The 14,157-nt window shown below is 54.4% G+C and carries 10 protein-coding genes and 1 pseudogene; 5 read left to right on the forward strand and 6 right to left on the reverse strand.

Annotated elements, in window-relative coordinates; translation table 11 throughout:
- The first annotated feature begins 47 nt into the window (after positions 1 to 47).
- A complete protein-coding gene (gene serB, locus EUZ85_RS08675) occupies positions 48 to 1,277 on the forward strand; it encodes a phosphoserine phosphatase SerB (RefSeq protein WP_127968920.1) in 1,230 nt (409 codons plus the stop codon).
- Positions 1,278 to 1,403: 126 nt separating this feature from the next.
- On the opposite strand, the gene EUZ85_RS08680 is transcribed toward serB, so the two are convergent.
- The 3 genes from EUZ85_RS08680 to epmB all read right to left on the reverse strand — a co-directional run bounded on the left by EUZ85_RS08680 (position 1,404) and on the right by epmB (position 6,785).
- Positions 1,404 to 3,500, reverse strand: a complete 2,097-nt coding sequence (locus tag EUZ85_RS08680; RefSeq protein ID WP_127968921.1) for an EAL domain-containing protein — start codon at positions 3,498 to 3,500, stop codon at positions 1,404 to 1,406.
- A gap of 167 nt (positions 3,501 to 3,667) precedes the next feature.
- Complete coding sequence (locus EUZ85_RS08685) at positions 3,668 to 5,470, reverse strand: GTPase (RefSeq protein ID WP_127968922.1); 1,803 nt, start codon at positions 5,468 to 5,470, stop codon at positions 3,668 to 3,670.
- Positions 5,471 to 5,738: 268 nt separating this feature from the next.
- Complete coding sequence (gene epmB / locus EUZ85_RS08690) at positions 5,739 to 6,785, reverse strand: EF-P beta-lysylation protein EpmB (protein ID WP_127968923.1); 1,047 nt, start codon at positions 6,783 to 6,785, stop codon at positions 5,739 to 5,741.
- An 84-nt stretch (positions 6,786 to 6,869) separates the two neighbouring features.
- Here epmB and efp point away from each other — a divergent pair, with 84 nt between their 5' ends.
- Positions 6,870 to 7,442: an elongation factor P gene (gene efp, locus EUZ85_RS08695; protein ID WP_011399132.1), complete on the forward strand. Its 573-nt coding sequence runs from the start codon at positions 6,870 to 6,872 to the stop codon at positions 7,440 to 7,442.
- A gap of 109 nt (positions 7,443 to 7,551) precedes the next feature.
- A complete protein-coding gene (epmA, locus tag EUZ85_RS08700) occupies positions 7,552 to 8,508 on the forward strand; it encodes an EF-P lysine aminoacylase EpmA (RefSeq protein ID WP_127968924.1) in 957 nt (318 codons plus the stop codon).
- Between the two features lie 49 nt (positions 8,509 to 8,557).
- Here epmA and asd read toward each other — a convergent pair.
- From asd to EUZ85_RS08715, 3 genes and pseudogenes are all read right to left on the reverse strand, one after another.
- Positions 8,558 to 9,447: pseudogene (gene asd, locus EUZ85_RS08705) on the reverse strand (archaetidylserine decarboxylase).
- 39 nt (positions 9,448 to 9,486) lie between these two features.
- Positions 9,487 to 10,311 (reverse strand): sulfurtransferase, encoded by an 825-nt coding sequence (locus EUZ85_RS08710; protein WP_127968926.1) that lies wholly within the window; start codon positions 10,309 to 10,311, stop codon positions 9,487 to 9,489.
- Positions 10,312 to 10,435: 124 nt separating this feature from the next.
- Entirely contained in the window at positions 10,436 to 12,166 is a 1,731-nt protein-coding gene (locus EUZ85_RS08715) for an HDOD domain-containing protein (protein WP_127968927.1), read from the reverse strand.
- A 95-nt stretch (positions 12,167 to 12,261) separates the two neighbouring features.
- On the opposite strand from EUZ85_RS08715, the gene motA reads away from it, so the two are divergent.
- Positions 12,262 to 13,113: a flagellar motor stator protein MotA gene (gene motA, locus EUZ85_RS08720; protein WP_127968928.1), complete on the forward strand. Its 852-nt coding sequence runs from the start codon at positions 12,262 to 12,264 to the stop codon at positions 13,111 to 13,113.
- A gap of 53 nt (positions 13,114 to 13,166) precedes the next feature.
- Complete coding sequence (gene motB / locus EUZ85_RS08725) at positions 13,167 to 14,153, forward strand: flagellar motor protein MotB (RefSeq protein WP_127968929.1); 987 nt, start codon at positions 13,167 to 13,169, stop codon at positions 14,151 to 14,153.
- Positions 14,154 to 14,157 lie beyond the last annotated feature (4 nt).

Raw genomic sequence — 14,157 nt, forward strand, 5'->3', positions numbered from 1 at the left:
AACGCAATAATTCATAGCTAAGCAGTTAGATTGAGGTGGAAGACGCCGTGAGCGAAATACTACTGATTAATGTCTCTGGATATGACAAACCGGGACTGACTTCGTCGATTACCCGGATCATGGCTGAGCATGGGCTGATTATTCTGGATATCGGCCAGGCCGTCATTCACGATTACCTGACCTGGGGCATATTGGTGCAGATTCCTGATAGTGAAGAATCCGCGAATGTGCTGAAGGAGCTGCTGTTTTGCATTCACGCTTTGAATTTGCAGGTGCAGTTCAAGCCGGTATCAGAGCAGGAGTATTCTGACTGGGCGAAAGGCAAGGGCAAGGAGCGCTATATTGTCACGCTGTTGGCGCGTGAGATCACTGCAGAGCAGATCGCACGGGTATCCGGCATCACTGCGGACCATCATTTGAATATCGACAATATCAGCCGTTTGTCGAGCCGCCTGTCACTCTACGAGGACCGCACAAACGCTCAGGCCTGCATAGAGTTCGCCGTGCGTGGGACGCCTCAGAATCTGGACGCGTTAAAAGCGGAATTCCTGCATGTGTCGAACGACCTGAATTTGGATATCGCGTTTCAGAAAGATGATATCTATCGCCGTAATCGTCGTCTGGTGGTCTTTGATATGGACTCCACGCTGATCGAAGCGGAAGTCATTGATGAGCTGGCCAAAGAGGCGGGCGTTGGCGAACAGGTCGCTGAAATCACCGAAAGGGCCATGCGCGGCGAACTGGATTTCTCGCAAAGCTTTCGTAAGCGGGTGGGGTTATTGAAAGGCCTCTCTGAAAGCGTCCTGGAAAGAGTGCAGGCGCGACTGGTGATGACGGAAGGCGCAGAAAAACTGATTTCCCATCTGCGTATGCTGGGCTACAAGACAGCGATTTTATCTGGCGGCTTCACGTACTTTGCGAAGGGACTCCAGGCCAAGTTGGGCATTGACTATGTCTACGCCAATGAGCTGGATATTAAAGACGGCGCAGTCACGGGCGAAGTGACTGGCAGGATTGTCGATGGCGCGCGTAAAGCAGAACTGTTGCGGGAGATTGCGGAAAAAGAGGGCTTGCGTCTGGAGCAGGTAATTGCGGTGGGCGACGGCGCCAATGATCTGCCGATGCTGAGTGTGGCTGGATTGGGTATCGCCTTCCGCGCCAAACCTCTGGTGAAAGAGTCCGCCAAACATGCGATCTCCAATCTGGGGCTCGACAGCATCCTCTATTTGCTGGGGTTGCGGGAAAGCGATACGGCTTTGTTGGTGGGAGGCGAGTAAGCTACTCTCCTGTCTAGTCCTGAATAGGCGCCAACTCTATTCAGGACGGGTCATCCAAAACAAAAAAGGCGGGCCTCAAGCCCGCCGTGAACACAGCAAAAGGAACGAATGTCGTCGTCCGCGAGGCTATTCGCCTTCGCTGAAGTCGTAATTCATTTCCGGTGAGGGCTCCTGCAGATAGTACCCCTGAATGTAGTTGACGCCCGCCTGCCACAGTGTGGACAGTACGGAAGCGTTTTCCACGAAAGGCACCACTGTCAGTTTCTTCAATTCCTGTAGCTGAGTGATCATTTCCTTCAGCTTCTCTCTGGAGCGCTCGTCTTTCTGAATCTCTTCGGTGAATGAACCATCCATCTTGATGTAATCGCATTCAACGTGCTTGATAGTGTTGAACGGATTCAAGGCGCAGCCGAAACGTCCAATGGAAATCTTGCCGCCCAGGCGTTTAATGCCGGCAGCGAACTCTTTGGCCTGTTTCAGGTACTCAATGGCGTTTTCTTCGGCGATCTGGAAGATCAGTGCGCCGCCGGGCAGCTTGGCTGCCTTCAACGCCAGGCCCAACCACTGCACGAAGGTTTTATCCAGCACCGTGTAGGGGGTGATGTTCAAGAACAGCTTGGTGTCGTGTCCTTTGGCGCGATGTGCGCTGAGGCTCTTGATGTTCTGCAGGATTACCCAGCGATCCAGTTTGATCGCAAGCTCTGCGTTGCTGTCGATGGGCAAAAACTCGGATGGACTGATTTCTTCGTTCTTGTCGTTCAGCATACGCAGGAAGGCTTCGTAATGCTCTTCGCCTTCGCCGCGCAAACCAATGATCGGTTGGAACAACAGGCGGAAGCGGCCGTTGTCCAGGCTGCGCTGCAGTACGGCGACCATGTCCTCATCCATAGGCTGCGCTGCGTCGAAGTCCACGGCGTTATACAGGTAAACGCCATTGCCTTTTTTCTTGCCTTCCAGGTTGTGAACATGTGAGCAGGCTTTGTGAGCGCGGCTCATCAGCTCTTCCGCTTTCGGCGCATTTTCGTTGATGCGGGCGATGCCGACACTGACGGTGACCTGCGCAGTGCGGTCGCCGACTTCGAATAAATGCTCTTCCGTCTGCTTGCGTATATTCTCCGCCAGCTGCTCGGAGCCTTTGTCGTCGACCTGGGACGCCAATATAGCGAAGGTATCATCGCCAAGACGGGCCAGGGAGTAGTTGTCCGGGCAAATGGATTTCAACATGTTGGCGAAGTCGCCAAGGATGCTGTCTGAGCCTGGAATGCCATATTCGTTGCGGGCGACGGAGAACTCGTCCAGTTCCAGATACAGCAGGCTGCCTTGCAGATCATTGTTGAGCGCTTTGTCGATCGCTCCTTCCAGGTGCTCCATGAAGTGCACCTTGTTGTAGAGACCGGTCAATAAGTCTTCGCTGCTGAACTTGCGCAGCTTCTCTTCAAGTTCGGGGTCGACTTCCGGACGCACGATTATCTGAGTGCAGGCTTCGCCGTCATACGTCGCCTGAGAGCAGCTGATGACGACCTCGACTTCGGAGTCGTCGCTCTTGCGAATAGTGCAGGTCAGTTCTTTATGCTGCTGATTTTGCTGGATGTCATTAAAGGCTTTAAGGAAGTCCTTGAAGGATTCCTGGCTACCGCTGGACAGAACGTCCATGACGGGAATACACATCAATTCGTCGATGTCTTCGTAACCGAACAGTTCCAGGTAAGCTTTGTTGGCGAAAACGTGCATGCCTTCGTTGATGTAAGCGATAGCGTCCATGGAGCTTTCGAGCAACAGGTTGCAGCGTTTTTCCGCTTCCCGCAGATGCACTTCGATGTTGCGGCGACGACGACGTTCTTCCAGGTCGTTCAGCTCTCGCTTGATGGAAAACACCATTCGCGGAAGCGCGTCCACCGGCAACACTTCACGTGCGCCCAGCTTCAGTCCTTCCAGGGCTGAGTCCTCATCGAAGGTCTGTGTCAGAAGGATAAAAGGAAGGTCTTTTTCCAGTCTTTTGATTTGTTCGAGGCAGTGCTTATAGGTGACTTCCCCGTCGACTTCTTTGGCGATGAACAGATCCCACACCTGAGAGTTTAGCGACTCTTCCAAATCCTCCAGACTGGTGACTCGGTGAGCTCGCGTGGCTCTCCCTGCATTCCGAAGTAGGCTGACTACTTTTTCGGCATCATTTTGCGAGGCGTCCAGGATCAGCAAATGTACCGTTGGATTTTTTTTTTGCATGAACGTGAATTGATCAAACTCCAGTCAATTGGCGTAAACCTTGCCGCCGAACGCACCTAAAGAACGCCCTACAGCCTAGATTTTACAAAGTTTTATATATGTAAGTTATTCTAGGTCGCTCTTTATTATGCGACAAGGAAATATGTTAAGTAATTTGACGTTCGTTCCTATAAGGACGGCCACAGTGAATCAAAATCATCTTCGCTCGCGCCCGTCGTTTTCACTTCTTCTTGAGCTTGATTAAGCGATTGATTTAAAAACTTAATCTCAAACTGGCTGAAACTGCCGGTGGCGGACACCCGACGACAAAGCTGTACTTTGGTTTCGCGTCCCTGTTTGTTGATGATGACTTTGTGACCCACCTGGAACGGCAGGCGTGGGGTGATGAGCGTTGCAGGTTGCCCGATAGAGGGAAGCTCCGGCAACAGCAGTCCGCGCAAGAACTCGCTGCCTTCGCCGGTTTTCTGCGTGAGCTGTACGCCGCAAGGCTTGGCGCTTGGCGCCAGCAACTCAACGCCGAACTGGGTGCCGTGCTGTTTGATTTGGCGAATCCAGCGGATGACGGAAATACTCCAAGGGTGAGACTCATCTTCACGCACGCCAAGCAATTCGCCGGCCTGAACATTGCCGGGCACGTCGCCCACCCATTGAATGCAGTAGCCGCCCGGACTGGTGTTCACCAGGGGCACGATATGCTGCATGTAGTTGGACTTGGTTTCCGTCTGTTTAATGCGATTGATGCCGGGATAATTTATCGGCGACATTTCAGCGGCGCGGCCGCGATCGTCACGAGTGGGGCCGGCGTCGAAAGAGGAATTCCAGACATCGGTTTTACGTGCGCGCTGCATGAAGTAGTTGACGTCATTGTCGTCGTCGTTTTTCGACATCAGTAGGGTATTGAATTCAACGCCGTTAGCGCAGAAAAAGTGCGTGGCGGAGAGGCCGACGCTCAGGAATACGCGACCGGTGCTGGACATACGCTTAAAGGTGCGTTTCGTTAGAATGCCCAACGCCTGACTCAGCGATGACAAGACGTTGTCAGTCATCCGCACAGGCATGTCCAATACGCCTTCCGGCGCCTTTTTGTGCGTGTTTACGTAAGCTATGTAGTCCGTCAGTCTGTCAACCAGACGGGCGGTGTCGAAACCGAAAGAATCCAGGCTGGGCGCCGCGCTTTGCAAGCTGCGATAGTGAGGCGCCGCATCTGCGCCGGGATTGACGATAAACAGTGCGGTTGTCTCTGCGTCGTCCAACACATCCGTAAACTGCGCCCAGGATTCGAAGGCCTCGAAAGCGGCGGCGATATCATTCTGGCGCATCTGGTTGGGTTTGCAGCAGCCAAGCAACAGTACGCGCTTGTAGATATGCTCCAGCGAGGTTTCTTCAAATAACTTTGACTGTTCATCACGCACTTTGGCGTTGGCGAACTTAAAGTTGTGCGCGAATTTATAAAGCTGATGAATTTCCAGCCAAACATTGGTTGGGCTTTGGCAATACAGCTGGCAGGCGCGTAATACGCAACGGGAAAGGTCACTGATGGCGCGATGACAGGCTGTCGCCAGAGACTTTTTGGCGCGGTCCGACATGGAGGCGCTGAGCTGATCGTGAATCACCAGTTTATAGCCATTAGCCAGATGCAGTTGCAGGGCCTGGGCAAGGTTGGCGATTTTGCGCTGTTTTTCCGGCAGAACGATTGAGTGGTTAAGAAAGTGTTTTGATAACTCCGTGCAGACGTAATAGATAGGTCCACGGATGACTTCCATTAACTGGTAGCGGTTAGCGGGTGCGGTAATCAGTTGGTTGAGTTCAATAATCGCATGGTATAGCCGTTTGGCGGTTTCACCAATGTTGGCGATCGGCAGCTGGCTCACCCAATGCTCCAACTGCTTAACGTTAGGTTCGCAGAAGGACAGCGAGGTGAGCTTGAGCTCAGGAACAGTTATTTTCGGCGCAGTACTTTGACCGTCCATGCATGACAACCATTATAGTTTTCGTGGTGACCTGAACGCATGCCTGCCGATAACTCAATGAATCCAGCGGGATACGCGCGTTTTTTCAAAATAAATGAAAATTCTTGCTTTTAGAATAGCAAAGATTCTTCAAAGGGAGTGGAGGGGCCTCCAAAATCCCTTCTTTTGCAAACTTTTACGATTAACATGGGTGTAACACAAAGCGACAAAAAGTTACATAACCAGTCATCCCTGTCAAAATTTTTTTGCGCCGCCCCTTTGGCTCTGATTAAGCGAAAATGGGCGTTTTGGAGGGGGCTCCGGGGATTTCTCTGACCAGACGAGGGACTAGGTAACCGGGTAGTTGGGTTCTTAACGTTTGCATTAAAGAAGAAAGACGTTCGTCGCCACAGTCAAAGTGAGCTGCGCCCTGAACTTTGTCGAGCTGATGCAGGTAATAGGGCGTAACGCCGCATTCAAACAATCTCTCGCTAAGAGCGGCCAGGGTGGGGGCCTCGTCATTAACGCCCTTAAGCAGAACGGTTTGGTTCAACAACATATGGACAGCAGGGCGCAGCCGCGCCAAAGCCTTTTCCACGGAGTCGTCCAGCTCTGCGCTGTGGTTAGCGTGGATAACCATGATGGTTTTGAATGGACGGTCCGAAAACAGGTCCAGTAGTCCTTGATCAATGCGATCAGGCAGCATGATTGGCAGACGCGTATGGAGCCTTACCTTGCTGATCTGCGGCAGTTCTGCGATGAGAGTGAGCAACTCATCAAGAACCGAGTTATTCAGCATAAGCGGATCGCCGCCGCTGAGAATGATTTCACTGACGCTGCCGTCGCCCGGCAAGCTCGCCAAAGCCTCCTTCCATTGCGCGCGGCTTTGGCGATGTTCGCTATAGGGGAAATGGCGTCGGAAGCAGTAACGGCAATGGATGGCGCAGGCGCTGGTGGTAATGAGCAAGGCGCGGCCGTGATACTTCTGTAAGATGCCTTTGGATGCAGTGTAATCTGTTTCGCTTAATGGATCGGCGCTATAGCCGGCCATTTCCTGCTGTTCCAGATGCAGAGGCAGCACCTGTAATAATAGCGGGTCGTTCGGGTCGCCTTTCTTCATGCGGCGCACGTAATCGCGAGTCGCCCGCACCGGAAACTGCGCATGCCCGGGAAGCGCGTCCTGCAATAGCGCTTGCGGCAACTCCAGAAGCGACAGCAGTTCCTGCGGCGACTTGATCATGTCGGCGATTTGCTGGCTCCAGGAGAGTGAGGGGGCGGATTGGGCGTCAAGTTTCGCGTCGCAGACTTCTACTGCAACCGGATTTCGGGCTATCATTTACAAATTTGCACCACAAGTCAGGTTCTGACCGAATTTTAACATGCGTCGCCGTCTGGCGATCATTCTGTTTCAAGAGGAAGTATGGCCAACTATTCTACCAACGAATTCAAATCAGGTCTCAAGATTATGCTGGACGGAGACCCTTGTTCCATTATTGAGAACGAGTTTGTCAAACCCGGAAAAGGACAGGCGTTCAACCGGGTCAAGTTCCGTAACCTGAAATCTGGCCGCGTCGGCGAGCGCACGTTCAAGTCCGGTGATTCCGTAGAAGGCGCAGATGTTGTTGATCTGGATATGGAATACCTGTACACCGACGGCGAATTCTACCATTTCATGCTGACTGACGGCTCTTTCGAACAGCACGCGGCGGACGTTTCCGCTGTTGGCGACACCACTAAGTGGCTGAAAGAGCAGGACGTCTACACTGTGACTTTATACAACGGCGCGCCGCTGTCAGTATCTCCGCCAAACTTTGTTGAGCTGGAAATCGTTGAAACTGATCCCGGCGTGCGTGGCGACACCGCTCAGGGCGGCAGCAAGCCAGCCAAATTGACCACTGGCGCGGTGGTGGCTGTGCCTCTGTTCATTAACCAGGGCGAAATGATCAAAGTCGACACTCGTTCCGGCGAATACGTGAGCCGCGTTAAGAGCTGATAACGCCGCACAGGCCTTTTTAAGGCCGCGCGTTGACTCATGGAAAGGCGGATTCGTTGGAATCCGCCTTTTTTTTATTGTTTCAGACTGAATTCTTTCTTATTCGACTATGCAACAGCCCGACTGGCGCCCAAGCGCCGCAATTGACACCCTTCGCAAAAGAGCTGACTTCATCAAGCGCTTACGCGCTTTTTTCGATGACCGGCAGGTCTTGGAAGTGGATACGCCTTTGCTGAGCAGCGTTACTGCGACCGACCTCAATCTGGACAGTTTTGACGTCATCAGTGCGGACCCTGAACCTCGCTATCTGCTCACCTCACCGGAGCATGCGATGAAGCGCCTGCTCGCCGCGGGTTCAGGGCCCATCTACCAGATTACCCGGGCGTTTCGGCGCGGCGAGTTCGGGACTCGTCATAATCCGGAATTCTCCATGTTGGAGTGGTACCGTCCCAGGTTTTCGCTCCAGGATCTGCTGCGTGAGGTGGAGGAGCTTCTGGCCAGTCTGGGCTATGAAGAAAAAGCGGAATGCATGAGTTATCGGCAGGCGTTCCAGCGCTTTGTCGATCTGGACCCGTATCGGGCGGAAACCTCGGCGCTGCAGGAGGCAGCGGCGCAAGCCAGCGGCATGGCGGCGTCAGAACTGAGCCGGGATGAGGCGTTGGATGTGCTGATGACTCACCGCGTTGAGCCGGCGTTGAAACCCTTGGGTGCGGTGTTTATCCGTGACTATCCGCCGAGCCAGGCGGCCCTGGCTAGAGTCGGTGAAGACGCCGAAGGCGACGCGGTGGCTTTCCGCTTTGAGCTGTACATCAATGGAGTCGAAATCGCCAACGCCTATGACGAGTTGATAGACCCGGTTGAGCAAAGACGGCGCTTTGAAGAAGACAATCTCGCCAGGTCAGCGGCGAAGAAACCGGTTATTCCGGTGGACGAGCGTTTACTGGCGGCGCTGCCTGATATGCCGGAGTCCTCTGGCATTGCGTTGGGCGTGGATCGGCTGTTTATGGTGCTCGAAGGGAAATGCCGGTTAGAGGATGTGTTGGGGTTTCCGGCGGATAGAATCTAGCTGAAGCGTCGCGGCGACAGACCGAAGCGGCCTGTCGCCCGTCGTCATATTAATCCGTTATTTGCTCGTCAACGGCCGTAACGGTCTGCAAAATTTCACCCAGGTCTTCGCCCAGGCGCACTGGCGTCTCTGCTTTGAAGCCTTCGCGCCAGCGCATGGAGCCTTTAGGGAAGGTCATCACAACGGTTGAGCCCAGACAGAAACGTCCCATTTCTTCGCCACGTTTGATCGTGACTTCGCCTGGTTTATAGGTGTAACTGCGCACCGTTTTGCCCATTGGCGCCACGCGGCCGGCCCACACCGTTTCTACGCTGGCGACGATCATGGCGCCAACCAGCGTCATGGACATCGGTCCCAATGGCGTGTCAAAAATACACACGACGCGTTCATTGCGCGCGAACAGCGCAGGCACGTTCTCGGTGGTCAGCGGGTTGACCGAGTAGAGTTTGCCGGGAACGAAGATCATCTCGCGCAGTTCGCCGTCAATTGGCATGTGGATGCGGTGATAGTCTTTGGGGGACAGATAAATGGTGGCGAACTCACCGCCAATAAATGGCTGCGCTCTTTGCAGGTCTCCCCCAATAACTCGACGAGACTGAAGCTATGGCCTTTGGCCTGGAAGATTTTGCCGTAGTCAATGGAGCCAGCCTGCGAGACAGCGCCATCCACCGGCATCACCAGTCTTGAAGCGTCCGGGTGGATAGGGCGTGCGCCATCCTTTAACGCCCGGGTAAAAAAGTCGTTGAAGCAGGTATAGTCTTCCGCCGACGGAAGTAACGCTTCCTGCATGTTCACGTTATAACGCTTGATGAACCACTTGATGAAGGTGTTCTTTATAAACGGCGTCCTGGAATCCGCCAGCTTGCCAATGGCGCGCGATAGCGCGTGCTGTGGAGTCAGATGCTGGCTCAGAATAAAAAGACGGTCAAATAAGGACATGTTGTGTTCCGTGCGTAAAACCACCGCAAGCGCGGCCTGTCAGGGCTGGTCGATCGGCGTATCGGGGTGGTTTCCCCACTCGCCCCAAGACCCAGCGTAGGCGCGCATATTAAAGCCCAACGCCTTCCCGAGCAAATAAGTCAGTCCAGAGCGGTGATGGGACTGGCAGTGAGTGACGATGCGTTTATCCGCGTTAAGGCCGAGCGCTTCCAGTTCCTCTTTGATTGCCGTCAGGTCGCGTAGACGCAAGCCCGCGGACGGGTCCATCGCCCGAGTCCACTCGTAATTAACGGCCCCGGGGATATGGCCATTGCGCGCGGCGGTTTGGCGCACTCCCTGGTATTCCTGAGGCGATCGCGCGTCCCATATCGCCAGTGCGGGGTCGCCCAGTTCAGCCTGTAACTGGTCCAGAGTCGCTGTGGGTTCTGAGCGCAACTGAATCTCGTAATCGCTGGGAGTGACGCTGGGCTCCTCTCGAGTGAGCGGGCGACCTTCGTCATGCCAGGCGACCAGACCGCCGTTCAAATAGCTGTAACGCTGAAATCCGATGCTATCGAGCAGCCAGATCATCCGGCCGGCCCAGCCGCCGCCTTCATCGTCATACACCACTACGTGGCTGTCATGACGTAACCCGATGTGTTGAACAATGGCTTGCAGCTGAGACTCGTCTGGTAACAGCCCTGGCGCTGGCGGGCGGGCATATTGAGTCGCTCCTGGTGGAATATGAATCGCTCCCGGCAGATGCGCCGCCTGATAGTTCTCAGTGCGGCAAAGGTCGACGAGAATCAGCCCGGGCGAGCCAAGTAGCGGCTCAAGCTGTTCAGGTTCAAGAATTAACGGCAGGGAGTCCAGGGTATTCGCCATCGGGATGCTCTCTCTTGGTCGGGCGTTTGTATATAAAGAGACGCCGCTGCGTGGCAGGACGCACAGCGGTTGAAAGCCTCGGATGTTAGCAAAAGCGGCTATAAGCGCATAGCGCTTTCAGAGGCTAGCTCTCCTGATTCTTATTCTGCTGATTGCGCACGGCGAAATGGTGCAGAACATGAGAGGCCGAGCTACAGACGTGCTTGAAGCTTTCGTACTCATACTCGCTGAGCGGCAGGCTGTCCAGGCCGGCGTCTGCATAAAACAGCGCGACGGGACGGGTCTTCACAAACAAGGACATGAGGAAGAAGTCGTCCATTTTATTGAGCGCCTTGAAACTGTCGGGAATCATGGCTTTTACTTTGGGAGAGCTGCCGGGTTTGACCCAAAGGCTGGAGGGCTTCTCCATCAGCTTGCTGAACAGGTTGGCTTCCGTCAGGTCCAGGTCTATGCGGGGCAGGTCGGTGCGGTCTTCCGCGCCGACGGCGTAATATCCCTTGAGGCGCGTGCGCTTTGTATTGATCAGGGCGATGACGCAGGTGTGCAGGCCCACCCCGTATTTTACGCAGCGGGCGGCGTTGTTCATGAGGAAGGCAATGTCCTTAAACTGATGTGGCGACTGCAGCATCATGTTGGTCAGTTCAGCGTAAAGATCCCGATTGCCATGGCGTAGCTTTCTGACATCGGCCTGGGCGGTCTGACGAGGAGGCGGAACGGTTTTTTCTCGGGGTTTGGTTTGCGCGTGGACAAAGGGTTCTTCTGTATCCTCCTCTTCAACAAGTGGCGGAGGAGGCGCGATGATTTCCGGCTCTTTTCGTGGGGCGGGCCTGGGCTCCTGAGCCGGCGAGGGAGAGGTGACAAGGGAGGCTTCCTCCTCCTGGCGAACGGGAGTCTTTGGATCCCACAGGAGCGACTCCGCCAGCCGGGCGCCTGATGCTAAGGGGTGCAGACGCGCTGATTCGACAGCGATCAGATGCGTTTGCCGAATGACCTCGCTGAGAGAGCAGTTCAGATACACCGCCAACACTTTGCTGAGACGGTTGAATATGCTGCTGCGCCAGTCGAGCTGGGCATGAAAGGCGATGAGGTTGCTTAAGCCGACAATGAATTTAGGCCTGTTTACAAATAAACGCAGATCGCGGTCCTCTGACAGGTCGCCGGACCCGGTGCTTTGATAGCGTCGGGAGATGCGCACGAGCTGCTTCATCAAAGGCAGGTCATGCAGATAGTGTTCGTCAACGGCCGTTTGCGGCAAGGCGAACGCCTCCTGGATTTTGCTCCAGACTTCAATAAAGGGGGCCCCAAACACTTTTTCTTCAACCGAGCGGCGATGTGTCGAAGAATGTTCGAGCCTCTGCGTCCAAGCCTGCATTTTCTTGGGCGTGAAGCGCCATAGATACCAGGTTGGCGCGCCCCAGAACAGGCCGCCCCAGAAATATTCCTCTTCTTTGCCTTTATGTTTATGGGCTGCGATATAGGAGGCGAGATGGCCGGCGAAAAAGCTGGTGGCGATAGCCTGATGATAGCGTCTCACCGGCTCTTCTTTATCCGACTCCGGCGGAGGTGTTTCCTTTAACAGCTTTTCCAGGAACTCCACTCCCAGCAGGCTGATGGCGTGGGCCAGCGTCTTTACCAGGCTTTCGTCGCTGCGAATCGCCACATTGGCTTTACCGAGCACGGTTAGCGCTAATACCGGGTCGTTTTTGATGAAGTCGCTCATCCCCTGGTAGGACAAGGCTGATTTGCTGAGCAGTCCCAACAGAATTTTATTGGTGGCGGTAACGGGAGGCAGCGGTTTTTTAACCAACTGATCCACCCACGCCATGGATTGTTGGGGCGGTGCGGTATCCTGCATAAGTATTTGTGAAATCGCCGGTTTTGATCTTAACTAACAATATAAAAGTAGTTAATAGTGGCAGCCTTGTCACTTAAGCAGAGAATGTTCCTGGTATGCTTTTAATTCTTGGAGTGATCGTCGTTCTGGCCAGCGTGTTGGGCGGATATGTGTTGTCGCACGGGGAGCTGGCCGCCCTGTGGCAACCTTTCGAACTAATCATCATCTGCGGCGCGGCGCTGGGCGCCTTCCTGATCTCCAATCCGTTCAAAGTCATCAAGCAGATATTCCAAGCCGTTCCGAAAATGATCATGGGGTCGCCTTTTAACCGGGTGGTCTACATGGATCTGCTCAGCTTGCTCTACGATTTGTTTGATAAAGCGCGGCGCTCGGGCGTCATGGCGATAGAAGCGGATGTGGACGACCCCCTTAACAGCGAGATCTTCAATCGTTATCCCGCCATCGTGCGGATGGATAAATTGCGAGACTTCATTACCGATTATCTACGCATTGTCAGTACCGGCAACATGGCGCCTCATGAGCTGGAAGGTTTGATGGATCTGGAGCTGGAAACCCGAATGCAGGAGCTGGAAAAGCCCGCCGATGCGGTAAATCGCGTGGCGGACGCCCTGCCGGGGTTTGGGATCGTCGCTGCGGTATTGGGGATTGTTATCACGATGAAATCTCTGGGAGGACCGCCTGACCAGCTGGGCGTGCATGTCGCCGCCGCTTTGGTGGGGACGTTTCTGGGGATACTGGCGGCCTATGGCTTTGTCGGTCCAACCTCGCACGCTATGCACCACCTGGCGGCGCAAGAAATTAAAGCCTACGAGTGCGTCAAGGTCAGCATACTGGCGACCATGACCGGCCTGGCGCCGCAATTGGCCATCGAATTTGGGCGCAAGGCCCTGAACTCGGACGTACGTCCCAGTTTTCAGGAGCTTAATGATTACGTCCGCTCCAAATAGGTGGCGGCGATCATGTCTGAAACGCGCTGGCTTGAATACAACGGAGGCGGGATATGATGGAGGAACGCCCGCCGATTATCGTTCGTCGTGTCCGCAAGGGGCATCACGCTCATGGCGGCGCCTGGAAGGTGGCGTTCGCGGACTTCGCCACCGCCATGATGGCTTTCTTTCTGGTGTTATGGCTGAGCGAGGCCGCCACTGAAGATCAGAAAGAGGCGATCTCTGGCTATTTCACCGATCCGATTGGTTTTGAACAGGGCGGCAGTCCTTATGTGATCGACCTCGAAGGCAGCGTCACGGTGACAGTGACCCAGGACACTGCCGGTAAGCCACAGGATCAGCCCGAAGTGCGCATGCGTGAGGACACCATTCAGGACCTCGCAGCGCAACTTGAGCAGCAGAAGCTGACCCGGTTGATGCAGGAAATCATGACGCAGATTGAGAAAAACCCCAAGCTGAATGCATTTAAGGATCAGCTGTTGCTGGATATCACAGATGAAGGTTTGCGCATTCAGATAGTCGATAAACGGCAGCGCCCCATGTTTGACAGCGGCCGCTCGGAACTCCGACCTTATTTTGAAGAAATCTTATTTGAACTGGCGAAAAGCATCGCCAAAGTCAGGAACAAGATCAGCGTTTCCGGTCACACCGACGCCCAGCCATTTCTTGGCCGGGACAACTACAGCAATTGGGAGCTTTCGGCTGACCGCGCCAACGCTGCCCGCCGCGCCCTGGTGGAAGGAGGGCTGCCAGAAACCCGCATGGCGCGAGTGGTCGGGTTGGCGTCATCAGTGCTGTTCGATGAAAAAGACCCTTACAACCCGGTCAACCGCCGTATTTCTATTCTGGTGCTGAACAAAAAGACGCAAGAGGATATCGAAGGCGCTGAACAAGCGGACAGCGCTATCTCCACCTCAGATTTATTAGAAGAGTTGGACCGTACACTGGATCGTCAGGGCCGCAAACCGGAATTCGATCCGGATAAAGATCTGCCGGTAGACGATAAGCCCGCGCCGAACACGGACGGGCTGACCTGGTAAACAG

It is taken from the genome of Hahella sp. KA22, assembly GCF_004135205.1.
Lineage (GTDB): Bacteria > Pseudomonadota > Gammaproteobacteria > Pseudomonadales > Oleiphilaceae > Hahella.